This window comes from Chlorogloea sp. CCALA 695, assembly GCF_003003885.1.
Classification (GTDB): Bacteria; Cyanobacteriota; Cyanobacteriia; order Cyanobacteriales; family Chroococcidiopsidaceae; genus Aliterella.
This window is the reverse complement of sequence record NZ_PVWN01000061.1, coordinates 1-23,835: the sequence shown is the minus strand read 5'-3', so window position 1 is coordinate 23,835 and position 23,835 is coordinate 1. Positions and strand designations below refer to the sequence as shown.

Here is a 23,835-nt window from a genome sequence, read left to right as displayed (position 1 = left end):
GTTTGGGGGAGGCAACTCGTCCCCCAATGGGGGGTTTGGGGGGCAGACCCCCCATATCTTGGTTTTTCTTAAAGATTCTAAAATAGGAAAGATACTTACAAAACATATCCGCATGACTTATTACGTCATTTACGACGGCAACTGCAACCTCTGTACAAATTTAGTCCAAATTCTCGAAACAATAGATCAGGGTAAATTATTCCAGTACGCACCAATGCAAGCAGAAGACACACTCAAGCGTTGGGATATTACACCTAACAATTGTGAATTAGGGATGATTGTCATTGATGCCAGCGCCCCCGAAAGACGTTGGCAAGGAAGCGCCGCCGCCGAAAAAATCGGAGAATTATTGCCATTGGGGGTAATATTTGTCACCGCTTACCGACTTTTGCCCGGATTAAAGTGGGCAGGCAATCGCATTTACGAGCAAATCCGCGACAATCGTTACAGTTGGTTTGGTAAACGTGACACTACCTACAATTCAGCTTACGGCGTTGATTGCGGCTGTAGCCCTAGTAAAAAACTTTAATTATTAAATACTTCAATAATCTGCCGACAAAATTGTTTCAATTGGGCGCTGGCTTCGGGTTTAGGTTGAGTTTCGCCTTCACAGCGCCAGTCTTCCACCGTAGAAAGCCGCCATTGTTTGCCCCGATGATCGAAACCCGCCGCTTCTACGCCAATGCAAGAAACTTGATTATTTATTGGATCTTCATAAAACCGAATTTGAATTAAAATGCTACGACTTTGAAACAACTTACTTCTACCAGGGAAATGCAAGCCAATATCAATCGAATCTGGATCGATTAATTCCCTAGTTTCTGGATCGTTGTGCCAAGGTTTGAGATCCGACTTGATTTCGGGAAATTCACTTTTAAACAAATTGACAACGGTGGCAATTTTACTTGTAAGTTCTAGGTTTGTTGCCGCCTCTGCTGCATTCACAAGAAAAACACTCCTGGGGCTAGGGTGTAGTGGGGATATACATCGCCAGAAAGATTACGGCTATTGTGTTTCAGCTTATCAAACTTTAGAGGAATTGGGCAGCGATTAATGCTAATTTCAATCGGTCAATTTCTCTAGGGATTTTCTCTAGATTTGCAACACTACCTTTGTTTGGCGATTAAGCTCCTTAGCGATCTAAAATGACACTGTTCGCTACAGATAAAAATTTAGGTTATGGTGCGTTCTCGGTCGATTCTGTCCTTAATTCTGGCTATGGTGGCAGTATTTTTAATTAGTTGTGGTAGTCCTACGGTAGCCAAAGTACCGCCAACTTATACTGCGGCTCAAATTGAGCAAATTAAAGAATATGCCCCTACTCTATTAGCTTTGCGCGATCGCATGAGTGAAATTCCCGTCCTCATTCAACGGCGAGATTGGATTGGAGTCAGGAATTTTATTCACGGCCCCTTAGGTGAATTGCGGTTAAAAATGACTTACATCACTCGCAACTTGCTGCCTACAGAGCAAACAAAAGCCCGGCAAATCACGCGAGAATTGTTTAATGACTTGGTAAGAGTCGAACAATCCATTGAAGAAAATAGCACTATTGGAGCAGTACGCAATTACCAAACTGCCTTTGCAGATATCAATCAATTTATAGATTTAGTTCCAAAGCAAGCTATACCTTCCCCCGTAGAGTAAAGAAGTTTCACCCCTGTTGTAGAGACGTTTCACTGAAACGTCTTTATTTTTTCCTGTTGTAGAGAAACGTCTTTATTTTTTCAATAATTATGAGTCACATAGTAGTTATCGGTTGCGGTGTAGTGGGGGCAATGATCGCCTACGAACTTAGTTTAATTCCCGGACTCAATGTTACCGTTTTAGATAAACAACCACCCGCCCAAGGCTCTACCGCCGCCGCTTTAGGTGTATTAATGGGCATTATTAGCCACAAAACTAAAGGCAGAGCATGGCAAATGCGATCGCACAGCATTGAGCGCTATACAACCTTAATTCCTGAACTAGAGGCGCTAAATAGGCGAACAATTCCTCACAATCAACAAGGAATTTTAAAACTTTGCCCCGTGGGAGAAGATTTAGCAAAATGGGAGAAACTAGCCGCAACCCGCTCCCAGCAAGGATGGCAATTAGAAATTTGGGATAGCGCTAAATTAAAAGCAAATTGTCCTCAGATAGATTGTCAAGATATCCCTACAGCAATTTATTCTCCCCAAGATATACAAGTAGATCCTGTAGCTCTAACTTTAGCCTTGGTAGATGCGGCAAAAAGTCGGGGCGTTACTTTTGATTTTGATGTCCCCGCTCTGCAATACGATTTAACTACTACCAAGCTTCACCATGCAGTTAAATCAGTACAGGGTAAATCAGTAGATTGGTTAGTAGTAGCTGCTGGGTTAGGTTCGTTGCAATCTCTACCTAACTTACAAATTCCCCCTCTACTCGATCTTAGACCTGTATTAGGTCAAGCAATCCACGTCCGCCTACCCAACTGTTTAGGAAATCAAGATTTTCAACCTGTAGTTACTGGTAACGACGTGCATATAGTGCCGTGTTTAACTACTAGGCCTGTAACAGAATACTGGATTGGCGCAACAGTAGAATTTCCCTTAGAATCAGGAATTGTTGTGCCTGAAGCCGAAAAACTAGAGGAAGTTAGACAAAGTGCGATCGCCTTTTGTCCGACGTTAGCGACAGCTACCACGATCAAAACCTGGTCAGGGTTACGTCCAAGACCCGAAGCACGTCCTGCACCGATAATTGAGCCGCTAGAAGGGTTTAGTAACGTTCTCCTCGCTACTGGGCATTATCGTAATGGTGTTTTGTTAGCTCCCGCCACTGCCCAAAGGATTATCAAACTATTAGAAAGTGGATAGGGCTACAAAAGTAACGATAGTATCTAATGTTCCATGCTATTGGCTTCAGCTAAAACTGCACTATATTTATAAGCTGCTAAAAACTTAGCTTTTAGTTTTATTCTCTACACAAGCAAATCGGCACGAGGATTGAAAGTTTCAATTTGTCGTAATTTCTCGTACAATTCCTTTTCTTGAGGACTAATAGTTGTAGGAATGACAATCTGAATTTCTACTAATTGGTCGCCGCGTCTACCTTGGTCATCAATGTAACCTTTATTCGCCAGACGCAACCTTTGACCAGGTTTCACTCCGGCGGGTAAATTCATTTGCACTAAACCGTCTAAAGTTAGCACTTCTACCGGATTGCCTAATACAGCTTCACTCGGAGTAATGGGAAGTTTGACAGCAATATCATTACCCTCAAGAAAAAAGTAATCGTGGGGAGAAACGGTAATTTTTAAAAATAGGTCGCCACCTCCTACCCCTTGTTCTTTCAGGCGGATAGTTTGCCCAGTAAACATCCCTGGAGGCATATTAACTTCAAGGCTACGCCCGTCTTCTAGCCTAATTCTTTCCGCGCCACCTTCATAAGCTTTTTCTAAAGGGACAATTAATTTAGCTTCAATATTGCGACGACTAAGACGAGGAGTAACAGTAGTTGCGTATTTTGTCGTACCAGGACGAAAAGGATCGTTGTCATTATCAGCTTTGTTGCTGCGTCCTAACACTTGGTCGATAAAGCTATCAAAATCAGCAAATTCCTCTAATTCTGTCTCACGAGTACCACGCTTAAATATACTTTTTCCGGCTTTACCGCGCGACTTCTGCTGCCAATACAAACTAAATTGGTCGTATTGCGATCGCTTATTTGGATCCCCTAGTATTTCGTAAGCTTCCCCAATATCTTTAAACTTTTCCTCAGCTTCTTTGTTTCCCGGATTCAAATCTGGGTGATATTGCCTAGCCAGTCGCCGGAAAACCTTTTTGATTTCCTCGTTAGCAACATCTTTAGGCACTCCTAAAATATCGTAGTAATCTTTAAAATTCTGCAAGTTCTGCATATTCTGTAAGAGCGGTTAATTTAAAATCCTGTTATGCAGTTATAGCCAATTGTCGTCGTTATCATCCCAATTATCTTGATAACTAGGGCGTTGCGGTCGCCGACGATTAAAACCTTCGTCATTACTAAAATAAGGGCGATCGCGGCGTTGTGGCGGATCGTAGTCGTCATCATCATCGCTAAATACGCGCCGAATCGAGTCAAATAAGTTGCCCCCGTCGTCATCGTCGCTGTAATACTGGCGTACTTCGCGGTTTAGATCGGCTAAAGCATCTTTCAAATCGGCGTAAGATTGATCGATACCGCGATCGCTATCTTGGTTAAGATAGTCACGCAATTGTCTGACTAAAACCTCTATTCTTTGGCGGCGATTGCGAGCAAATTGCATACCAAAGTCTAACGCTACTTGCTTGAGTTCTCTTTCAGCTTCCAAAGTCAAAGCTTCGGCGCGGGTGCGTTTTTCGACTCTTTCTTTACGTTTTCGGTCAGAATTGGCGAATTTTTCCGCCTCTTGCACCATTTTATTAACTTCCGCTTCGCTGAGAGTAGACGCACCTTGAATTGTGATACTTTGCTCTCGCCCGGTATTGCGATCTAAAGCTGTTACTAGCAATATCCCGTTAGCATCAACATCAAAAGCTACCTGAATTTGGGGAACTCCGCGCGGTGCGGGAGGAATCCCAGTAAGCTTAAATTTGCCCAAGGATTTGTTATCGGTTGCCATTTCCCGCTCTCCTTGAATGACATTGATTTCTACTAAAGTTTGATTGTTTTCTCCCGTAGAAAAGATATCCGATCGCCTAACAGGAATAGTTGTATTGCGGGGAATAAGTTTTTTCATCACCCCGCTAACGGTTTCTAAACCTACCGATAGCGGCGTAACATCAAGCAGCAGTAAGTCTTTAAGTTCTCCTGCCAAAATTCCCGCTTGAATAGCCGCGCCGACGGCGACAACCTCATCAGGATTAACATTTTGATTAGGTTCTCGACCGATTAAACTTCTGACTAATTGCTGTACCATCGGCATCCGCGTACCGCCGCCTACAAGCACAATCTCATCAATATCGGCAGGTCTTAAGTTAGCATCGTTTAGCGCTCTTTTGACTGGTTTTCGCAGTCTGGCAACCAAGTCTTCGCACAACTCCTCAAACTGGGTGCGATCAATCCGGGTTTCAAGATGTTTTGGCCCGTCTTCGGTGGCTGTAATAAACGGGAGATTGATATCTGTAATGTTGACGCTAGATAGTTCAATTTTAGCTTTTTCTGCCGCTTCTGAGAGCCGTTGCAAGGCTTGGCGATCACGTCTTAAGTCTATCTCCTCCGCGTCTAAAAATATTTCTGCCAGCCAATCAACAATTTTTTGGTCGAAATCATTACCACCTAGTTGCGTATCTCCACTGGTAGCTTTGACTTCAAATACACCATCGCCAACATCCAAAATCGAGACATCAAATGTACCGCCACCTAGATCGAAGACTAAAATAGTTTGACTTTCTTGGCGATCTAATCCGTAAGCTAAAGAAGCCGCCGTAGGTTCGTTAAGAATCCTTTTTACTTCTAATCCAGCAATTCTCCCCGCATCTCTTGTCGCTTGCCGTTGAGAATCATTAAAGTAAGCTGGTACAGTAATTACTGCTTCTGTCACCTTATCGCCTAAGTAGCGGCTGGCATCATCTACCAACTTTTTTAGCACCATCGCGCTAATTTCTTCCGGGGCAAAATCCTTCTCTAAGCGCGGCGAGCGAATTTTGATATTGCCCATTTCATCGCGGCGAATAGTATAAGCAACGCGCTTTGAATCTGCGCTAAGTTCGGCATAATTGCGCCCTATATACCGTTTAACTGCATAAAAGGTGTTTTGTGGGTTCGAGATGGTTTGCCGACGGGCTAATTGTCCTACCAGGCGTTCGCCATCTTTGCTAAACCCTACCACCGAGGGAGTTGTTCGCATTCCTTCGGCATTGGCAATTACTACGGGTTTGCCGCCTTCCATGACAGCAACTACTGAGTTAGTTGTACCTAAGTCTATACCAACTACTTTACCCATGCCTAACCGTTCTCCTCGCGTATCTTGTTTAACACTCTTTTGAGCCAATCCTTGGGATTATTGTATCTTGCTCCTCGCTATGTTTCAGCTTACGCTGCCGTTAATAGGTGACTTCGCTCTTTTGTTTTGCTATTTACTAATGTTACTGAAGGCGATCGCCGCCACTACAATTAGACCTAGTAGTGCCAAAGGAACCCACAGATTAGGAAGATCGGATACTTGCATAGCTTATTTGAGTCCAATTTTCAGTTGTCAACAGATCGCGCCTTTTTCATTAACGTTCAATTGTGCGATCGCCTTAAGCAATTAGTATTGATAAACGAGTGAGATACACTTAGGATGTCAAGCTTTTTGTAACCTATTACTTAAACTGCTATGTCCTATACATCTCGTGTTGTCCATAGCGATCCTGATATTTTAGGGGGAACTCCTGTTTTTACTGGCACTCGCGTACCAATAAAAAATCTGATTGATTATCTTGAGGCAGGTGATTCTTTAGATGAATTTTTAGATCATTTTCCTAGTGTGAGCCAAGAAAGTGCGATCGCCGCCCTTGAATTAGCCAAGCAAATGCTAACCGCCTATGCGAATTCTACTTGATGAATGCGCTCCACGACCTAATAAAGCGTGAATTTATCGATTGCGAGATTAAGACAGTTGTGGAGATGGGATGGTCTGGAAAAAAGAACGGTGAGCTATTGCAACTTATGGCTCAAGAGGGTTTCACAATTTTACTGACTACAGACCAAAACTTGCGATACCAACAAAACTTGCAGCAAACTGGAGTTTCGGTAATAGTTCTTATCGCTCCCAGTAATCGTCTTCCTGATTTGCTCCCGCTAATACCAGAAACTCGAAACGCGATCGAATCTATTGTTCCAGGCGAAGTAATTGAAATTGGAGGCTCGTAAAATTTCAGGTATATAACTACTCTTAGTATTCAATTCCAATTTTCACTTGTTAATGCCCAACGTTCGCAATCGCGCCATTCTCCATTGACTTTCAAGTATCGCCTTGAAAATCCCTCTTTCGTGAAACCCAATCGTTTCACTAAATGAATTGAGGTAATGTTATCTGGCTGGATGTTGGCTTCAACGCGATGTAAACTGAGGCTATAAAAAGCATGAGAAACCGCTAAACGAATACCTTGCAACATAAATCCTTGTCCTGCAAAGTCTACATCAACGTAGTAACCAAGATAGGCATTTTGAAAGCCGCCGTAAAAGATTTGACTGAGATTTGCAACACCAATAATATTTTTAGCGATCGCATCACAAATCAACAGTCCTTCAAAATTCTGATTTTGACAGCGCTTGATATAACTTTTGCACTCATCTTTAGTGCATGGCGGGAAAACCCAGGGATAATGAAACTCCTTGCTTTTTTGGTGCAAAGATAATAATTCTTGCCAATCTTCTTCAATCGGCTTTCTAATAAAAACGCGATGCGACATAATCACTGAGGTTTGTATCCGTAACATTTATTATTAAGGGTTTTGTAAAGTTAGAAAAAGCTTTATCAATATCATCTAATAGAGAAATATACTTTATCTTTAAACTTACTCCTTCGCACAAGTAATTAAATTGTTGGCAGTATCAATATCTAAGCGAACGCTTGGAGATCATAGATATTTGCTGAGATATTTAATAACTTATAACTATTCATAAATGCTAGATTGTATTTACTTGTTTAACTGAACTAATTGGTCTTACTCATGACTATAGTTACTCCAAAACGTTTTTCTTTAGTAGAATATCACCGTTTAATTGAGTTAGGATTTTTCCAAGAAAACGAGCGAATTGAGTTAATTAACGGGCAAATTATCCAAATGGTAGCAAAAGGTATGCCTCACTCTGTTTGTAACACGCTGTTACTTGGAGAATTATTTACTCTTTTGCAAGGACAAGCAACTATACGCAACCAAGAACCAATTATTTTAGGTGATGACAGCGAACCTGAACCCGATTTAGTTATAGTTCGCAATCGAGGCGATCGCTATTTAGATAGTCATCCTGGTGTAGTAGATATTTTATTAGTAATTGAGGTGTCTGACTCTACTTTAAAATATGACCGCGAAACTAAATTATCTCTCTACGCTGAGTCAGGAATTGATAACTATTGGCTGTTCAATCTAGTAGCTAACTGTTTAGAGGTTTACAGCCAACCTTATCAAATTCAAGGTAGCTTTGAATATGCAAAGAGACAAGTTTACTTACCTAATGCTGTAATTAATTTACCTTTTTCAACTATAATTCTCGACTTATCTAAAGTTTTTCCTTAAGTAGGTAGTAAATTAAACAAAACGCTGAGTAAATTCATAAATTAAATCTACTCTCCCTTTGCGTAACATAGCTGGATCTAATCTTTCTGTAGTATTACAAGTCATCAACACAACTAACTTTTGCTGTGCTTGAATACCTGCTTCATCAATCACACTTTGATACAAAGTACCATCAAGTAAACTCAAAATATGCTCAGTTTTATTATTAGATTGAGCCGCTATATTTGCTCGATTTTGTGCTAAGTTATCCGCCTCATTAATGATTAGACAAATTCGCTCTAAATAACTAGGAGGGACAAAGTTTTCTACCGCGTCATGGTCTAATATAAAAATTACGTATCCTAAAGACATTAAGATTTCTTTAGCTACTGCTTGCGTCCAAGCAGTTTTACCCGTACCTGGGTCGCCTTGAATTAGCACAGCCAAATGATCTTGCTGTAAAGTTGCTTGCTGTACGGTATCTGTAAAACTCTGAATATCGCTAGGAAATGTGTTGATAGGAAACTGACTATTAACTTTACCAACACGGCTTTGATAACCGCTTAGTACCACTGCCAAATTGTAAGTAGCTTTGTTCACTATTTGCCCTAATTCTTTAGCAATTAAGGTAAATTGTCTTTGCGTCAAACCTGCATGACTTATTTGCAGCCAAAGCTCATGTTTAGACCAATATACTAAAACTGTACCAACATTTTCTAAGCTTTTCCAATCAACAAATCGCTCTACAGGATAATAAAAATATCGGTCTTGAAAGCACTGAGTAATAGAATCAGGACAACCTAATATTTCTAGCACTTTCAGCACGGTAATTTCTTGCAAGCGATTGAGAACGTAATCAATCGGAATGCTGTCGCGGCTAACTTCTTGAGTAATTGGCGTTAGTGTAGTTAAAACGTCTTTATAACGATAATCTGGCGCGGGTGGTTCGGGAGTAATATAGTCCCAGAACTCGTTTATATCCGAACGAGTGTAATCTGAGAAAACGTTTAATATATTTGCCCACCAGCTATGATTAGTACGAGTAATAGCGTCCGCAAGATCGCTAACTAAGTCTATAGTTTGATGAGTAAGTTCCCCCGGATCGCTACTCGCAACCTGCCAAAGATAGCCTAAATCTATCTCTCGTTGCAATGGTTTCCAACCTGCGCCTAGCAAATCTCGATCTTTGACTTCGCGGTACTGAGGATTGCCGTCATAATTGCTAAAGTGTCTAATGCCCATAATCTTGTTTTAGTGTAGTTCCGTCCCACCAGAACGCAGCAAATAGCGATCGCTAATTAACTTCAATACTAATCGACCAATTTCTGGGTGAGTTGTTTCCTTTATAGGCTGGACTACAATGCCCTCCATAATCGATTTTTCATCTATAACGCTACTTGCATTATTAAATTGCGATACTGCTTCCCAACTGTAAGCACCTCTATAAACTACAGGTACTTGGGGCAAAGAATGTTGGTTACAAAAAGCTTTAAAATCGTCGTAGTCTAGAAACTTGCCATTGTTTTTAACTGCAAATATCGCAACTTTTATTTTGCCGTTAGACAATCCATACTTAATATCTTGAACGCCATATATTTCCCCAAATACTTGAGTATTTAGAGGTAAGTTTTGTAAAAAAACATGTTCATTGTAAGCGCGAATATAAACTAAGTCTTTATTAGCGGCAGTGTTTTTCCAAAAGTAGTTATGGCTACTGATATGAGTACCAGTTTCATCGATTAATACGGTGAAGTTAGTACCATGTATTTTTTCTGTAACTACTACTTCTTCCCCTAATTGTAAAATATCTCGGTAACGTTTGAGGTGTTCGGGACTAGGAAACTTGTATTGTCCGATGGCAGATTCCACATCTCCACTCATGTTTTGAGGGATGGGATACTCATACTTATTTACGCCAAAATATTCTGTAAAGTCATCTCCTATATTGCCCTTAAAGTCAATATCAATAGGAATAAGTAAACCTTCAGAAAATATGCCCCTAAGTTTAGCCGCCTTTAGTTTTTTACTATAGTAGGCACGAATCCCAAATATATCTAAAAAGTTATCGGGAATAACGCTATCAATAGGAAAATAAAAAGCTAAGTCGTCAACGTTAAAGTTTCCTTTAGCACTAATTACTTGATAAGCCATGCCAACAATTGTGACAATATCTAAACGGTCAGCATTGGGATGAGGAGTGATGCTATTGATTTTAACTACTTCTACTTTAAATGCGCTCATGAAATCCCTTAAATAAAAAACTGATAAAAATGCGATCGCAGTTCTGATGCTTAAGTTTTTTACTTTATACTACATTTAAACTACAAAATTGCTACAAAATTGTCAAGGGAGTAAGGGCAAGGATTTTAAAAAATACTCTATTACACCCCTACGGGCGATCGCGCATTGCCAAAAAAGGCGCAATAGTTAACCACTGCGCCACCACAATCGGGCATTTAGTTCTTACTCGCTTAAAACCGACGCACTAACTTGAGAATCTTGCCACAACTTCAGCAAAAAAAACTCAATAGAGTGAGACATCGCCGCGACAAACACCCCTTCATCACTGTCTGCATTTAAGCTCACCCATGTACCGTTGAGACTGACTTCGATATACTCAGCATCGCCAGCACTCAAACTAATAGATTCTGGATCGAGCCGTCTAATTTCCATAACCAAAGTTTCTAAATCTGGCAAATCCATAGGCAGCAAAAATGCAGCCGTACTAGGTTCAATGTACAAAGATTCGCCAACGCGCAGCGCCAAAACTACCCGCTCTTGCACCCAATCTTCTAAGGATTTGGCTAAATATTCCAAATAAAAACCAGTCTCAATGTAAGTTAATTTCAGCATTGTCCTTGAGTTTCCTTTTATGGACAGGCACTTTCGCTGTGCCAAAAGTTTTCAGCAAAAGCAATCGGGTACATGGGTGCTTTTGGTTTAACCAGCAACGGAAAGTTTGGGGGAGCGGTTTCCCTCCCCAAAGCTTTCCAAGAGAGTGGCATCCCAGCTTCGTGAGGCGTGCGATCGCACTTTACGCTGATTACAGGGTTCGCAAGCTGTGACGAGGTTATTCCACTTATGTTCGCCGCCTTTTGATACCGGAATTACATGATCCAATGTCAGGCATTTGTTGCTACCGCAGTATTGGCAACGGTGGTTATCTCGTTTCAAAACCTCGCGCCGATTTACTGAAGGAACTTTCCAAATTCGTTCGGTGCTGGCAATCGTCAAGCGGATGTGTTGAGGAACAGCAATCACAAAATTAGGCGACTTTACTAGCCAAATCTCGCTTGCCAAATCTAACGCTTCTGCCTTACCCAATATTAATAGAGCGATCGCCCGTCTGATATTAACGCGGCTAATCGGCAAATAGTTTCTAGAGAACACCACCACAGAACGATCTAATACTTGCGTTGCGCCTGTCACAACTTTGCTCCTTAGATAAAAACCCCCGCTTCTACTATTTAGAAACGGGGGCTAAAAATGACGGAAAGTCTTTTATTGCTATATTGGCAAGGCTGTTTTTTGCCTGTACCCCCCACTTCGATGATTGCTTTGCGTTGCCCAATTTGGTAGGCTACTGCCCGAATATGTCAAGTTATGACGATCTTCAGATGTCATGTTTCTTTGTTGAGTGCGATCGCTTTCTATAAATAGACACTCCACGTGCCAAGCCGCCGATTCCCAATTTTTGATTGAATTGGCTGACAATGACTGGGAAAGCGATAAACGTTGCAAAGAAAATTTCACCTATGACATCCGCGACTTAAACATTACTTTAAACATACTACACTTGTATTACTATCCTGTCCAGATATTTAGGAGAAAAGACTCGTGCATACATTAAATCGTACCACCACTACCGAAATGGAAGTCACCAGTATCCGCTTAGAGCGGGAACTAAAAGACAAACTTAAGGAACTTTCTGGCAATGTAGGCTATCAAGCTTTAATTAGAGACATTTTATGGAACTATGTACAGCAAAAATCCGGTGATTATCAAACCTCTATTTCGCCCACCGACATTCGTGCAAGTGTCGCCGCGATCGCCGAAAAAGAAGTTCGTTGCGTACTTACAGGGCAGCTAATTCGTCCGCAAGAATCAATGTTGTTAGGATTTACGACTGGTGGCGAGCTTGTTCCCTTAAGCACAGAAAGTTTAGCTAGGTAATTCTCCACTTTAAAAAACAAATAGAGGCGACTAGAGAAAGCTTACGCTAGTCGCCTTATATATAACTGCATTAATAACGCTTTAATTAATTGCCAAAGCCAATCTCATCTACTTACGTGACCGATTAATCAAGTTTCTGACAATCCGCAAAATTACCGATTCTATAAGGTTCAAGAAAGGATAATCTAGAGCATAGATAACTAAAATTATGTTGAGCTAATAATTAATTTATTCCTAGTTTCAAATTCTGATTTATAAAAATTACTAAGTTTGATGGCTAATAGTCGAACGGGAAAGTATAAAAGTGATAAAGCGTGTTAATCAAAAAATAGCTGCAACCTATTCAATTAGAAATAAAAGTCGGCTGAGAGCTTCAAAAAATCTTGGGGTAGTGCCACCAAGATTATCAGTTTTAGAACAACCTTTAGAGTCATCAATAAATCGTCTAAGTCAAGCAGCTCCCTTGCAAAAGAACCTAATTAAATTGATGCCCAATCGAAAAGATTTCCGCGAGTTAGGACAACAGATTAATCAGATTGTTGTGCAAAGCTCCGATCCTGAGATGATGCTCAAACAGATTTCCCAAGCTTGGGGAGAAGCCTTTGCTGTAGACTGCTGTTTGGTTATAGCTGTAGATGAAGCTTTGCAACCTCACCAAACGGGTTACTGGTCTAGCGAAGAATTATTCAGTTCCACCACCCTACTGCAATTTCAATTGATTGACGCAATATTATTGCTGCCAAATCGAACCGAGTTGTTGGCAATTGATGATTTAAAAACTTTAGAAATACAAAAATCGTCTCAAGGGCAAGACTTATCTCTACCTGTTCAGTCTGTATTAAGCATCCCAACTTATTTTCAAGGTAAGCAAAATGGTTTAATCACTTTATGGCGACTCTATCCTTACCAGTGGCGAGACTACGACCTTGAAAGCGCTCAAATCGCCGCCGAATCTGTAGCGATCGCCCTAGCCCAAATTGCCCAAGCTAAAGCGATCGCCTCTTTAAAACGGGTTATAAACACCTCTACTCAGCATCAAAATGCGATCAATGAGCTTACTATGGCAAGCCGAAACACGCCAGACTTAACTCAAATTCTCCAATTAGCGATTTCTAGAACATCTCAATCTCTCCAAGTTGAACGTGGTTTAATTATTACTTTAAAATCCAGCGACTTGCTTTTTAAGAATCGTCCTAAACAGTTTATTCCTAAAGCTAAAGTTACGGTAGTTTCTGAATGGAATAGTAATTCTGATTTAGGTGGAACTACCACCCTTAATAATCTCAATCAATCTGTTAATAATTCCATTGCTTTAAATCAATCTTTTTGGTTAAGTGAATGTGCTTTGTGTCAACAAGCCTTCATTAATGCTCCTGAACCATTAACTCTAAATTTTAACGATGATTTTAAAGTATTTGAGCAATCGGAAGTCAATCCACTTTTTAATATTACTAGCCTGCCTGCTGTAATGATGTTTCCCTTAGAAAATCAAGGCACAACATTTGGCTTTTTATTAATACAAAATTCTACCGCTCGCACTTGGCAAGTGGAGGAATTAACCTTGTTAAAATTAGTTAGTGTCCAAGTCAGTACCGCCATTATCCAAAACCAAACACTGCGCCAAGTCCAAAATCTTGTAGACGAACGTACCGCTCAACTGCAAGGCAGCTTAGAAGTTCAATCAAAACTATATGAAAAAACTCGGCAACAAATTGACCAGCTAAGGCAAACAAATAAGCTAAAAGATGACTTTATTGATACAATTAGTCATGAATTACGTACTCCTCTAACTAGCATGAACTTAGCTATTCGGATGTTGCGTACACCAGGTATTAGTAACGAACGTAAAGTAAAATACTTAGATATTTTAGAGCAACAATGTAACCAAGAAATAAACTTAATTACTGATTTGCTTAGATTACAAAAACTAGAATCTAATCAAACTCCGCTTAATTTGCAAAGTATTAAAATTAGCTCAAAACTTAATGACTTAGTTGAAATGTATACAGAAACCTGGTCAGAAAAAGGATTGGCTATTACCGTAAATCTGCCCCAAAAACCCTTGTTATTACAAACTGATGCAGATAGTTTTGATCGAATATTACATGAATTATTGACAAATGCCGGAAAGTATGCACTTTATGACACTAGCGTAATCTTGCAAGCTATTACTCAAGGCGATCGCATTGTTATTAGTGTTACTAATATTGGAGCAGAAATATTACCCGAAGATGCTACTTATATTTTTGATAAATTTCGGCGCGGTCATGGAGTTACAGACCAAGCCATCAAAGGGACAGGTTTAGGATTAGCGCTTGTAAAAAGCCTAGTACAGCATTTAAATGGAACTATTGAGGTTACAAGCATACCTATAGAGCAATCATCCTCTGCTCAAGTTTGTTTCACGCTTACCTTACCTCAGTTACCTGTAGCGAATTAAAACACTATTAAATTTTTGTGACTAAATCACCAGACTTTGAATCTACAGCCGATTTATCTCCTGATGAAACTGCTGACGTTGGAATTTTATCTAATTTATCTCCTCAAGAATTAGCCGCGCTGCTCGATACGATAGAAGTTCAAGTAGAGCAAGTGTCCCCCAGACAAAGACAAATTTCTGCTAAGATACCTATTTTTCAATCTATTGAACCCATTTGGCAAGTATTGACAGACTATGAGGCTTTAGCTGATTTTATTCCTAATTTATCTATCAGTCAGCGCTTAAAGCATCCCACCGGAGGTATTCGTTTAGAGCAAGTTGGTACGCAGCGCTTATTACGCTTCAACTTTTCGGCGCGTGTAGTTCTAGATTTAGAAGAAAAATTCCCTCACGAGATTAATTTCAACTTAGTAGAAGGAGACTTAAAAGATTTCTCTGGTTCTTGGCGCTTACAACCCGATTTGCACTCTCAACAAGTTGTAACCCACCTCTTTTATACAGTATGCGTCTTACCTAAACGGACTATGCCCATATCAATTATCGAGCATCGTCTGGCTAAGGACTTGCGTTTAAATCTTTTAGCAATTCGTCAGCGTGTACACAATTTATTTGGAGCTATAACTAATTAGCTACGGTGACTATGTGAAGTACCCACATCACCGGAGTACAAGTGTATGCAGGACTTCTACTAACTATTTAAAATTAATAGGGTGATGTGTCTAAACACATCACCCTATTTTGTTATACCCCCAGGGGAATTCGAATCCCCGTCGCCTCCGTGAAAGGGAGGTGTCCTAGGCCTCTAGACGATGGGGGCATGGACTCGCACTTTTACCAATATAATAACTTTCTGCGCTGGTGTCAACACCCAAACTTGCTAAATATCAAAAATACTTTTTTGCGGCGATTTACATAGACTCGGAGGAGTTACGCAAGCGCATTAGCTGGCGGCGCATTTCTGGGGAGGCTTCCAAATCCGTGACTTCTTGAGTAGTTACTGCCGATTGTAACGGTTCGAGATAATCATCTGCACCAATCATAAATGACTCAATAAGAAAGTTTAATAATTCGCCGCGATCGCTAAATACAGCTTTGTCTTCAATTAATCTAAATTTTAGATGTATTTCACACTCGTAGACACCAACTTCTAATTTTTTTGTTTGTGGCGATGCTTTATCAGTCTTCATTTTAAATAAATCCTATTTTTGTAGCAGGTGAGCAGTAGCCTTGGTTTATAGAGAAATAATTTTGGCTTTTTATTTATTTCAACTAGGATAGGCAAGTTAGACAAATCTATTTTTTGTTAATAGTATTGTTCTCAAACCATCTAGCTAAACTTTAGTCATAACCAAAACTCAAATTCGTTGCCCTTATGATTACTATTATTCAGCTTTTAAATTGAAATATAGTAAAGCTTATGTAAGGAGTTTGTAAGTCTTTCAAAATGTTTTTAAAGGGGCTACTTGTACTGAGATGCTTGGGTTACAGTTGTTGCTAAAATATTTGCTATGCTAGTATAAATTGATGCTAAATCAGCAGCACATTTATTTTGACCGTATCTGTAAAATCTTTGTTTATCAATGGAAAGGATAACTTTAAGCCAATTCAGCAGCTAGGAGTTAGCATTATTTGTTACTGCTTTTAACAGCGATTGTTAACAAAAAACTAATCGGAAGAAGTTGCGTATTTTTTCTTTGTTATTAGCAGTTAAAACAAATTAACAGTTAGTTCTATTGATTCATTAAAATCAAAAAAAGACCACAGTAATTACACGTAAATCAACTTTTCAGGCATGAGAATTTGAGGCGATCGCCCTAGGAAAGTGACCCAGTAATTTTACTTGCAACGATGAAAAAAATTAAAAAAGATATATTATAAAGTTTAGCGGTTTATAAGTTCGCACTTTGGGTGAGATTTTTTGATGAGCAACTCAATTGGTGGTGTAATTTTTGTTGTAGATGACAATATAGATACCGATCAGATTATTCCCGCCGAGTATCTAACATTAGTTCCCTCTAAGCCCGATGAGTACGAAAAGCTAGGTAGTTATGCCATGATTGGTTTGCCCGATCACTTTGGTAGATTTATTGCTCCGGGCGCAATGAAAACTATTTATCCGATTATTGTAGCTGGAGAGAACTTCGGATGTGGTTCTTCGCGGGAACACGCGCCGATTGCCTTGGGTGCGGCGGGAGTAAAGGCAGTAATCGCTCAATCCTATGCGCGGATATTTTTCCGTAATTGCACGGCTACAGGGGAGCTTTATCCTTGGGAATCGCTAGAGCGGTTGTGTGATGAGTTTGTTACTGGGCAAGAAGTTACAATTGACTTTGACCAAAATCTGTTAACTAACCACACTCTAAATAAAGAGTATCAACTTCAATCGTTGGGAGATGTTAAGCCTGTAATTGATGCAGGGGGAATTTTTGCCTATGCTCGTCAAACAGGCATGATTGCTAAGGTTAAGTGATGGTTTAATATGAAGTGAAGTGCCAAGGTTTATTTAGAATTTTTACCTATGGAAGATCAGTTACTTAAGTCTACAACTCGCCATATTAGGATTTTTTCGGCAGAAGTTAGTAAAGATGGGGAACTTGTTCCTAGCAATCAAGTTTTAACGTTGGATGTCGATCCAGATAATGAATTTAATTGGAATGAAGACGCTTTGCAAAAGCTGTATCGCAAGTTTAACGAGTTGGTGGAAGCTTCTAGCGGCGCAGATTTGACTGATTATAACTTGCGGCGGATTGGCTCAGACTTGGAGCATTTTATCCGCAGTCTTTTACAAAACGGTCAAATCAGTTACAACTTAAACGGACGCGCGATTAATTACAGTATGGGTGTACCTCAAGTCGCTGTTGAGTAAAGGTAATATTAAAGTAAATGGCAGCTTATAAGCTGCCATTTGTCTTAAAATCCCGATTAGAAATTTTGAACGCGATCGCAGACTAATTACCAAATCCGATCGCCGTTTTCGTCTACTCTAGCTTGACGAATTACATCAGAGATTTCTTCAGCGTCTTTGACGTGATGCAATGCTTTTTCTTCGCCGTCTGGTTCGTCAACTACAAAGTAAGTAGGTACGGTGATATGGTCGCCAGTAATATCAGGAGAATCTACAGCAAGTTGTTGTGCTTTTTCTTCAATACTTTGTGGTTTATCGTCAATCACATCGCCTGGGTTGACTGAACGATGTCTTTCTTTTTCGGTACTCATAAGTTTAATTGAGAATTTTTTATCTTGATCCTAGAGTAGAGAATGATCGCTTTAGTTCGCATCTTTCCAATGGTGTAACTATAGTAAGTCACACTTTATACCCTTCTACCCACAGACTTTTAACATTTTGGCTACCTAAACAACGTAGCCAAAATGATTTAATCGTTTAATCTATAGTTATTAAAACTTACAATTTTTAGAAATTGGGTGCGATTAAATTACTCAGGTTTAGAAATTGCCATAACTGCATTTTGACCGCCAAAGCCAAAACTAAAACATAAAACTTGCCTCATTTGATTGTGGCGAGGTTCAGTAACTAAATTTAGCTTAAATTCTGGTAATTGCAATCCTACATTAGGCGGTAATATTTGCTGCTGCAACGCCTTTAGACAAAAAGCTGCGCCAATGGCTCCCGAAGCTCCTAAAGTATGACCTGTAGCTCCTTTTGTCGAACTAATAGGTACACTTTGAGGAAAAATATGTTCGATTAATTGTGCTTCGTGGCGATCGCCTTTTTGGGTTGCTGTCCCGTGAGCGTGAATATAATCAATGTCCGAAGGCTGAAAGTTAGAGCGTTTCAAGCATTGCTTAATAGCTAACTTTGCACTTTCTCCGGTAAGTAGGGGTTGAGAAGCATAACAAGCATCGTTTGTCAAGCCAAAGCCACAAATTTGTCCATAAATTCGCGCCGAGCGTTCTAGGGCTAATTTAGCTGATTCGAGTACCAATACCGCCCCACCTTCTCCCAATACCAAGCCTTGACGGGTGCTAGAGAACGGATAAGACCCTGTTTGGGCAATTGCTCCCATTTGCTTAAATCCTGCCAGTGTCAGGGGTGTAATTGGGGCTTCAACGGCTCCAGCGAGGACGCGATCGCAAAGCCCAGTTTTAATAAGTTGAAAAGCTTGAAAAATTGACCAAATACCAGTAGCACAAGCAGCCATTGGAGCCAAAACAGGGACGAGCGATGCGCCGATTTGTTGAGCGGTAGCGATCGCATTCCTATGAGCTAAAATCTCTAAGCAATCGCTGTCAATTTGGGGATTTTGAGCAAAGTTTTTAGCTAACTGTTCCCACTCGGCTTGATAAGTGCGACTAGAGCCAATTACTACACCACAATCAAGTAAAGGTAGATTTAAACCCGCATCGGCGATCGCTTGACTTACAACCTTGCTAGTGAGAATTTTTAGAGAAATAGGTTGTTTGCCAATTAAAGCCAAAGGTATAGGCGGAAGTTCCGGGAAAGGTTGATGTAGCTTAATGGCAGAATTTTTCGCAATTAGCTGCTGCCAATTAGCTTCTAGGTTGTCACCTAAAGCCGAAACTAAACCAATTCCAGTAACAACAACGTTGCGATCGTCCACTTAATTAAACAATAAAGGACATGGTGTGATGCCATGCCCCATAAAAACTTTGTTCGTAAGTAAAAGTAGCTTTATTACGGCTAACTTTACTTACCACCATTTTTTAGATTTTCCGCACCAGAGGTAACTTTTGCCGTATCAATGCGATCGCCTTGTTGAATTTTATCTACTACATCCATGCCGCTTGTGACATTACCAAAGACTGCATAACTGCCGTCTAAAAAGGCTAAATCAGCTAGGGCAAAGTAAAACTGTGAGGAAGCAGAGTCGGGAGATTGCGATCGCGCCATTGCCACAGCGCCACGAAGGTGCTTTAATTCGGGCGACTTTGTAGTCTCACTATAAAGCGGAGATTTCGCGCCTTTAGGGGTGATTTCTAAGGGAATAGTACGTTCGCTGCCCGTTTTGGGATCGATAAATCCACTTGTACCTAATCTTTCTACGGGAAACTTAGGATCTTTGCTTTGAGGATCGCCGCCTTGAACTACAAATGGTTCCGGCTGACGAACAACGCGATGAAATACTAAGCTATCGTATACGCCTCTTTGTACCAGGTCTACAAAATTGCCTGCTGTGATGGGCGCATTTGTGCCGTCAAGTTCAATTGTAATTGGTGCGCCTTTAACGGTCATTACTACCGTTGCTTTGCCTGTTAGAGTTGGTAAATCTTTCATTAGGGGGCTAGTTGACTGAGTAGGTAATGTTGGAGTTTCTGTTAATGGGGTACGAATTGTCTCTTGATCTGAGACTGGAGGAGTTTCTGAAGCTACGCGATCGCCTGATGTACATCCCCCAACCATCAACGCAGTCAAGAGTATAAACGATATTAAACAAGTTTGAATTTTTAGCTGCATTACCATTGTTACTTAACTACAGTCTTTCTTGAACGATTGAATATTTTATAGTCCTTCAATTTGGACTCCTAAAAACCGCGCTAATTCCGCCGCTTGATTTTCAAGCTCTGTTAAAGATAACGGCTGACCAACACGGGATAAAGGAATATCTCTACGACCTTTGACGCGCAGATACAAACCCCGACGCGGGTTTATCCCTTCTTTGATGTCTACTTTCACCGCTTGCACGTCTTGGGTTTTGCAGTTGATTTCTATTTGGCGGTTTTTGCCTAGAAATCCCCAACGAAAGATTTTGATAGCGCCAGTTTGAGTATTAAATTCGTTGTAACCACCGCCTACATTTAAAGCAATTACCACCCATAGGAAAGAGAAAAAAAGTAACCCCGCCACACCGTAGAAACCCATAGCAATCCCTTGGGGGACAAAAAGTAGCTCAGTAGGGTTAGCAAAAGGTAAAAAATTTACTTTCAGGTAACTAGAAACCGATGCGAGGAAAAAGCCTGTAGCTCCGACCGAAACAACCGTTGCCCACCAATAATTGCTAAATCGGCGCGATCCTAAAATAGTTTGACGGAGGACGGGCGATGTTATATCCCCCGCCGGGGAGTTGCTTGGATTAGCAGTTGATACGCTCATTTGGCTGAAAAAGGTATTTAAAATAGGATTCACTGCAAGTTTAGCGACATAAATAGGGCGATCGCCGGAGAACTTGTGTCAAATTGTAAATAGTCGGGTAGGTCAGGGGTATTACTACCCCCTTCCCCCCTCAGAACCGAGCGTGCAAGTTTCCAAGCACTCGGCTCAAGCAAGTCATTTAGCTACCAAATTGGTAGTTCCTTCCCATTGGTTTCTTGGGCGTGAACTTGTTGGTGGCAATACAGATGCAAGAGTTTTAGATTGGAGTATTTACTGTTTCCTCCTTTCTTTTTGGGGGTTATATGATGCAGATGGATTTCTTCGTCATTTAGTAACGATTGTTCACATACCGGACAAATGTATTTTTGTTTAATAGCAACCTTTTGGTAACTGGGTTTAAAGTCTTCCGATTCTTTCTTCAGCCTTTTCCCCCAGTATCCTTTTAGTTCCGGGTCATCGGGTGATGATGCACCTTTTACCAGTTCGTGTCGTTGGATCTTGAACCAGCTAAACTTTAACAGGTATTGTCCACTTTGTTTGTCTCCAAACACCCATCTATCTTCCCTGTCTAAGTTCAATCTTCCCCAATAGCGATTAGTACGCCACTCTTTATTTTTTAAAGGGTGCATCCGTTTAGCGTGTCTAACTTCCCGTTTAAACATCCAATAGTCCAAGCTATGGAATGCTTTACTAGAAACCCCTTTACGGTAGTAATTTGCTTGCCCCCTGATTATTGGGTTAAGCTTGTTGATTACTGCTCTGATGTTATGACTTCTAAATTCAAGCCATGATTCTCGAAGCTTGTCCCGTACTTTTTGCAATGATTTTGTACTTGGTTTGATTAGCAGCTTCCAACCCGTTTTCGTGTTGTTAACTTTGTAGTGCTTTATATTAAAGCCCAAGAAGTCAAACCCTTCAGACAGATGTGTAATTCGGGTTTTTTCTTTTGAGAGGTTTAATCCCCTTTCTTGAAGCCAAGACTCTAAAATTTCAACTGTTAATTCAGCGTCTTCTTTTGTCTTACAAAATACTACAAAGTCGTCTGCATATCTGACTATTTGACGGTTTCCCGTTGAATCTCCACGAGAGTTATATTTAACTCCCAAAACCATTTCCATACCATGCAATGATATGTTCGCCAATAGTGGGCTAATTATTCCTCCTTGCGGAGTTCCCGTTTCCGAGTCGTAATAAGCTCCATCTTCCATATACCCCGCTTTGAGCCATTGGTGTATCAACTTTCTAGCAGGAAAGTTACCAACTGCTTTCATTAGGTGTTCATGGTTGATGTTGTCAAAGCAGCCTTTTATGTCAGCATCTACTACCCACTTTTTTGTCTTATTAGGACGGGCAATCATGTATATTTTACCGATTGCATCGTGGCAGCTTCTACCAGGGCGGAAGCCGTAGCTGGTGCTTTCAAACTTTGCCTCCCAGGTTGGTTCTAAGGCATTTTTTACGATAGCCTGTAGACACCTATCTATGATGCTTGGTATTCCTAGTGGTCGCTTCAACCCATTTGACTTGGGGATGTAAACACGCTTTGTTGGGTATGGCTTCCAAGGGATAAATTTTTCCAGTATGTCTACTAGCAATCCCCTGGCTTTTGGTGTTTTGACTACCAATTTATCCACCCCTGCCGACCGTTTACCAAGGTTTGTCTGCGTAACTCTCCTTACTGCTATCAGAATATTGGAGTAGCTTCGCATTAACAGCTTTTGAAGGCTGCGAACCTTTTTAAGGTTTCCCTGCTTGGTAGCCCTAAAAATCCTCTGTCTTAGGTTCCTGACTACCGTGAATGTTTTACGCCAATTGACGGTATTCCATTCGGTTGTTCTCTCAGTTACGTTTGCGTTTAATTGCATCTAACTTTTCCAGTCGAGTTCGGTTCCTTTACTTTGGTCTTTAGGAGTCTCACCTGCCAGACGTTGGCAGCCTTTCGGCTTAAACATAAGTTCTATCCGTCCGGTTATTTATTCCCGTTGCCTTTCGGCATGACGGCATTAGCTTCTTCTGGCATCCCTCCGCCGCCAGGGAATTCTGTCTACCTCACGGTTTTCTTACTATCCGCATCTAACTAGCGGTTAGACCCTGACGGGGTTACTTCGTTACACAGATTTGAGATACGATAAGTTAAGGTTCCCTCTTTACTCCGGGGGCGTTTTTGGCATCCTGCCCATCAAACATAGGATGGATTTGATGGCTTTATGACCGACAGAAAGTTCGGACATTCATAACCCCAATTACCGTATATAGCCACTTCCGGTATGCTTAAACTAACGGAGCCTCATTAAGGGTTTACTTTCGTTAACCTTTCTCATCTTTCCCTAGCCCTCTACCGTTTTGTGGTTAACAGTATGATTAGACATTTTCCCTTTAGCTGTGAGACATCTCAGTTACCTGTTATGCCCCTATTGGGACGGGAACGAACCTTGGATGCTGGTTCGAGGGAATCGAATTCCCCACTCGCTTCTGTGGCGGCGAATCGCACCTTTCTGATATTAATTATATTAATAGACTGATGCTAAACACCTGAGAACCATTGAGGGCGATTAGGATATTAGTATAAAAGGTGTGATAAATTAACAAACATTAAGCAGCGATAGACCGGACTGTCATTTGCTGGCAGTAGCGGTCAGGCAGACCACAAGAGAAGATTGTATTAATCTACTCATAAATCTCAAAAGCTAAAAGCAATTGAGAAGGTCTTAATGTCAATTCCTCAGAAACGTTGCAATTTTTAGTAAACGAGAGGATTTTAAATCGATGACAATTGCAGTCGGTAGCGCACCGAGTCGCGGCATATTTGACACCGTAGACGACTGGTTAAAGCGCGATAGATTCGTATTCGTAGGCTGGAGCGGAATATTACTATTCCCCTGCGCTTACATGGCATTAGGCGGCTGGCTAACCGGGACAACCTTTGTCACCTCGTGGTACACCCACGGCATCGCCAGTTCGTA

Annotated in this window: 26 protein-coding genes, 1 tRNA gene and 1 pseudogene; 12 read left to right on the top strand and 16 right to left on the bottom strand. The window is 40.8% G+C overall.

The window, feature by feature from the left end:
* Nucleotides 1–529: DCC1-like thiol-disulfide oxidoreductase family protein (locus tag C7B70_RS21035; RefSeq protein ID WP_339376669.1), on the top strand; the 529-nt coding region annotated here is incomplete at its 5' end.
* On the opposite strand, the gene C7B70_RS21030 is transcribed toward C7B70_RS21035, so the two are convergent.
* Complete coding sequence (locus C7B70_RS21030; protein WP_106370921.1) at nt 526–945, bottom strand: hypothetical protein; 420 nt, start codon at nt 943–945, stop codon at nt 526–528. The two genes, C7B70_RS21035 and C7B70_RS21030, sit on opposite strands and share 4 nt — an antisense overlap.
* A 234-nt stretch (nt 946–1,179) precedes the next feature.
* On the opposite strand from C7B70_RS21030, the gene psbQ reads away from it, so the two are divergent.
* Together psbQ and C7B70_RS21020 are read left to right on the top strand one after the other, a co-directional pair.
* Nucleotides 1,180–1,647, top strand: coding sequence for a photosystem II protein PsbQ (psbQ, locus tag C7B70_RS21025; protein WP_106370920.1), 468 nt, complete (start codon nt 1,180–1,182; stop codon nt 1,645–1,647).
* An 89-nt stretch (nt 1,648–1,736) separates the two neighbouring features.
* Nucleotides 1,737–2,840 carry an FAD-binding oxidoreductase gene (locus C7B70_RS21020; protein ID WP_106370919.1) on the top strand — a complete coding sequence of 368 codons (1,104 nt, stop codon included), beginning with the start codon at nt 1,737–1,739 and terminating at the stop codon, nt 2,838–2,840.
* A 104-nt stretch (nt 2,841–2,944) separates the two neighbouring features.
* Here C7B70_RS21020 and C7B70_RS21015 read toward each other — a convergent pair whose 3' ends face one another.
* Entirely contained in the window at nt 2,945–3,874 is a 930-nt protein-coding gene (locus tag C7B70_RS21015) for a J domain-containing protein (protein ID WP_233221034.1), read from the bottom strand.
* Nucleotides 3,875–3,922: 48 nt separating this feature from the next.
* The gene (gene dnaK, locus C7B70_RS21010; RefSeq protein ID WP_106370917.1) at nt 3,923–5,929 is read right to left on the bottom strand and encodes a molecular chaperone DnaK; all 2,007 of its coding nucleotides are present in this window, start codon (nt 5,927–5,929) and stop codon (nt 3,923–3,925) included.
* A gap of 375 nt (nt 5,930–6,304) precedes the next feature.
* Here dnaK and C7B70_RS21005 point away from each other — a divergent pair, with 375 nt between their 5' ends.
* Both C7B70_RS21005 and C7B70_RS27975 read left to right on the top strand, forming a co-directional pair.
* Nucleotides 6,305–6,529 (top strand): DUF433 domain-containing protein, encoded by a 225-nt coding sequence (locus tag C7B70_RS21005; RefSeq protein WP_106370916.1) that lies wholly within the window; start codon nt 6,305–6,307, stop codon nt 6,527–6,529.
* Between the two features lie 107 nt (nt 6,530–6,636).
* A complete protein-coding gene (locus C7B70_RS27975) occupies nt 6,637–6,840 on the top strand; it encodes a hypothetical protein (protein WP_233221030.1) in 204 nt (67 codons plus the stop codon).
* 29 nt (nt 6,841–6,869) lie between these two features.
* Here C7B70_RS27975 and C7B70_RS20995 read toward each other — a convergent pair whose 3' ends face one another.
* On the bottom strand, nt 6,870–7,409 hold the full coding sequence (locus C7B70_RS20995; protein ID WP_233221029.1) for a GNAT family N-acetyltransferase: 540 nt from the start codon (nt 7,407–7,409) through the stop codon (nt 6,870–6,872).
* Between the two features lie 234 nt (nt 7,410–7,643).
* Between C7B70_RS20995 and C7B70_RS20990 the strand changes: the two genes are divergently transcribed.
* Nucleotides 7,644–8,210 (top strand): Uma2 family endonuclease, encoded by a 567-nt coding sequence (locus C7B70_RS20990; protein WP_106370914.1) that lies wholly within the window; start codon nt 7,644–7,646, stop codon nt 8,208–8,210.
* A 12-nt stretch (nt 8,211–8,222) separates the two neighbouring features.
* Here the strand turns inward: C7B70_RS20990 and C7B70_RS20985 are convergent, their stop codons facing one another.
* The 5 genes from C7B70_RS20985 to C7B70_RS26090 all read right to left on the bottom strand — a co-directional run bounded on the left by C7B70_RS20985 (nt 8,223) and on the right by C7B70_RS26090 (nt 11,942).
* Nucleotides 8,223–9,431, bottom strand: coding sequence for an AAA family ATPase (locus C7B70_RS20985; protein WP_106370913.1), 1,209 nt, complete (start codon nt 9,429–9,431; stop codon nt 8,223–8,225).
* A gap of 9 nt (nt 9,432–9,440) precedes the next feature.
* Nucleotides 9,441–10,430, bottom strand: coding sequence for an RNA ligase (ATP) (locus C7B70_RS20980; RefSeq protein WP_106370912.1), 990 nt, complete (start codon nt 10,428–10,430; stop codon nt 9,441–9,443).
* 222 nt (nt 10,431–10,652) lie between these two features.
* The gene (locus C7B70_RS20975; RefSeq protein ID WP_106370911.1) at nt 10,653–11,042 is read right to left on the bottom strand and encodes an alr0857 family protein; all 390 of its coding nucleotides are present in this window, start codon (nt 11,040–11,042) and stop codon (nt 10,653–10,655) included.
* A gap of 87 nt (nt 11,043–11,129) precedes the next feature.
* Nucleotides 11,130–11,618, bottom strand: coding sequence for an HNH endonuclease (locus tag C7B70_RS20970; protein ID WP_233221028.1), 489 nt, complete (start codon nt 11,616–11,618; stop codon nt 11,130–11,132).
* Nucleotides 11,619–11,696: 78 nt separating this feature from the next.
* Nucleotides 11,697–11,942, bottom strand: coding sequence for a hypothetical protein (locus C7B70_RS26090; RefSeq protein WP_146134119.1), 246 nt, complete (start codon nt 11,940–11,942; stop codon nt 11,697–11,699).
* 84 nt (nt 11,943–12,026) lie between these two features.
* On the opposite strand from C7B70_RS26090, the gene C7B70_RS20965 reads away from it, so the two are divergent.
* From C7B70_RS20965 to C7B70_RS20955, 3 genes are all read left to right on the top strand, one after another.
* Nucleotides 12,027–12,362 carry a hypothetical protein gene (locus C7B70_RS20965; RefSeq protein WP_106370910.1) on the top strand — a complete coding sequence of 112 codons (336 nt, stop codon included), beginning with the start codon at nt 12,027–12,029 and terminating at the stop codon, nt 12,360–12,362.
* 487 nt (nt 12,363–12,849) lie between these two features.
* Nucleotides 12,850–14,802, top strand: a complete 1,953-nt coding sequence (locus C7B70_RS20960) for a GAF domain-containing sensor histidine kinase (protein WP_146134118.1) — start codon at nt 12,850–12,852, stop codon at nt 14,800–14,802.
* 17 nt (nt 14,803–14,819) lie between these two features.
* Nucleotides 14,820–15,431 (top strand): SRPBCC family protein, encoded by a 612-nt coding sequence (locus C7B70_RS20955; protein ID WP_106370908.1) that lies wholly within the window; start codon nt 14,820–14,822, stop codon nt 15,429–15,431.
* 115 nt (nt 15,432–15,546) lie between these two features.
* Here the strand turns inward: C7B70_RS20955 and C7B70_RS20950 are convergent.
* Together C7B70_RS20950 and C7B70_RS20945 are read right to left on the bottom strand one after the other, a co-directional pair.
* Nucleotides 15,547–15,619, bottom strand: a tRNA-Glu gene (locus tag C7B70_RS20950).
* Between the two features lie 91 nt (nt 15,620–15,710).
* Nucleotides 15,711–15,989, bottom strand: a complete 279-nt coding sequence (locus C7B70_RS20945; protein WP_106370907.1) for an Npun_R1517 family heterocyst differentiation transcriptional regulator — start codon at nt 15,987–15,989, stop codon at nt 15,711–15,713.
* Between the two features lie 734 nt (nt 15,990–16,723).
* Here C7B70_RS20945 and C7B70_RS20940 point away from each other — a divergent pair.
* Complete coding sequence (locus C7B70_RS20940; RefSeq protein ID WP_106370906.1) at nt 16,724–17,272, top strand: 3-isopropylmalate dehydratase; 549 nt, start codon at nt 16,724–16,726, stop codon at nt 17,270–17,272.
* Nucleotides 17,273–17,320: 48 nt separating this feature from the next.
* The gene (locus C7B70_RS20935) at nt 17,321–17,668 is read left to right on the top strand and encodes an NAD(P)H-quinone oxidoreductase subunit M (RefSeq protein ID WP_106370905.1); all 348 of its coding nucleotides are present in this window, start codon (nt 17,321–17,323) and stop codon (nt 17,666–17,668) included.
* A gap of 86 nt (nt 17,669–17,754) precedes the next feature.
* Here C7B70_RS20935 and C7B70_RS20930 read toward each other — a convergent pair whose 3' ends face one another.
* The 5 genes from C7B70_RS20930 to ltrA form a co-directional block, all read right to left on the bottom strand.
* Complete coding sequence (locus C7B70_RS20930; protein WP_106370904.1) at nt 17,755–18,018, bottom strand: hypothetical protein; 264 nt, start codon at nt 18,016–18,018, stop codon at nt 17,755–17,757.
* 218 nt (nt 18,019–18,236) lie between these two features.
* Complete coding sequence (locus C7B70_RS20925; RefSeq protein WP_106370903.1) at nt 18,237–19,382, bottom strand: beta-ketoacyl-ACP synthase; 1,146 nt, start codon at nt 19,380–19,382, stop codon at nt 18,237–18,239.
* Between the two features lie 86 nt (nt 19,383–19,468).
* A complete protein-coding gene (locus tag C7B70_RS20920) occupies nt 19,469–20,182 on the bottom strand; it encodes a peptidylprolyl isomerase (protein ID WP_233221027.1) in 714 nt (237 codons plus the stop codon).
* Nucleotides 20,183–20,281: 99 nt separating this feature from the next.
* Nucleotides 20,282–20,872: a photosystem I assembly protein Ycf4 gene (locus C7B70_RS20915; protein ID WP_106370923.1), complete on the bottom strand. Its 591-nt coding sequence runs from the start codon at nt 20,870–20,872 to the stop codon at nt 20,282–20,284.
* A 182-nt stretch (nt 20,873–21,054) separates the two neighbouring features.
* On the bottom strand, nt 21,055–22,737 hold the full coding sequence (gene ltrA, locus C7B70_RS20905) for a group II intron reverse transcriptase/maturase (protein ID WP_106370902.1): 1,683 nt from the start codon (nt 22,735–22,737) through the stop codon (nt 21,055–21,057).
* A 901-nt stretch (nt 22,738–23,638) separates the two neighbouring features.
* On the opposite strand from ltrA, the pseudogene C7B70_RS20900 reads away from it, so the two are divergent.
* Nucleotides 23,639–23,835, top strand: a pseudogene (locus C7B70_RS20900) (photosystem II D2 protein (photosystem q(a) protein)); the annotation flags it as partial.

Bases quoted from the DNA above. Each gene is read 5' to 3' on its own strand.
- C7B70_RS21020 (WP_106370919.1), top strand. From the start codon at position 1,737: ATGAGTCACATAGTAGTTATCGGTTGCGGTGTAGTGGGGGCAATGATC.
- ltrA (WP_106370902.1), bottom strand. From the start codon at position 22,737: ATGCAATTAAACGCAAACGTAACTGAGAGAACAACCGAATGGAATACC.
- C7B70_RS20985 (WP_106370913.1), bottom strand. From the start codon at position 9,431: ATGGGCATTAGACACTTTAGCAATTATGACGGCAATCCTCAGTACCGC.
- C7B70_RS20945 (WP_106370907.1), bottom strand. From the start codon at position 15,989: ATGAAGACTGATAAAGCATCGCCACAAACAAAAAAATTAGAAGTTGGT.
- C7B70_RS27975 (WP_233221030.1), top strand. From the start codon at position 6,637: ATGGCTCAAGAGGGTTTCACAATTTTACTGACTACAGACCAAAACTTG.
- C7B70_RS20935 (WP_106370905.1), top strand. From the start codon at position 17,321: ATGGAAGATCAGTTACTTAAGTCTACAACTCGCCATATTAGGATTTTT.
- C7B70_RS20980 (WP_106370912.1), bottom strand. From the start codon at position 10,430: ATGAGCGCATTTAAAGTAGAAGTAGTTAAAATCAATAGCATCACTCCT.
- C7B70_RS20940 (WP_106370906.1), top strand. From the start codon at position 16,724: ATGAGCAACTCAATTGGTGGTGTAATTTTTGTTGTAGATGACAATATA.
- C7B70_RS21005 (WP_106370916.1), top strand. From the start codon at position 6,305: ATGTCCTATACATCTCGTGTTGTCCATAGCGATCCTGATATTTTAGGG.
- C7B70_RS20990 (WP_106370914.1), top strand. From the start codon at position 7,644: ATGACTATAGTTACTCCAAAACGTTTTTCTTTAGTAGAATATCACCGT.
- C7B70_RS20915 (WP_106370923.1), bottom strand. From the start codon at position 20,872: ATGAGCGTATCAACTGCTAATCCAAGCAACTCCCCGGCGGGGGATATA.
- C7B70_RS20995 (WP_233221029.1), bottom strand. From the start codon at position 7,409: ATGTTACGGATACAAACCTCAGTGATTATGTCGCATCGCGTTTTTATT.
- C7B70_RS20960 (WP_146134118.1), top strand. From the start codon at position 12,850: ATGCCCAATCGAAAAGATTTCCGCGAGTTAGGACAACAGATTAATCAG.
- C7B70_RS20975 (WP_106370911.1), bottom strand. From the start codon at position 11,042: ATGCTGAAATTAACTTACATTGAGACTGGTTTTTATTTGGAATATTTA.
- C7B70_RS20930 (WP_106370904.1), bottom strand. From the start codon at position 18,018: ATGAGTACCGAAAAAGAAAGACATCGTTCAGTCAACCCAGGCGATGTG.
- dnaK (WP_106370917.1), bottom strand. From the start codon at position 5,929: ATGGGTAAAGTAGTTGGTATAGACTTAGGTACAACTAACTCAGTAGTT.
- psbQ (WP_106370920.1), top strand. From the start codon at position 1,180: ATGGTGCGTTCTCGGTCGATTCTGTCCTTAATTCTGGCTATGGTGGCA.
- C7B70_RS20920 (WP_233221027.1), bottom strand. From the start codon at position 20,182: ATGGTTGGGGGATGTACATCAGGCGATCGCGTAGCTTCAGAAACTCCT.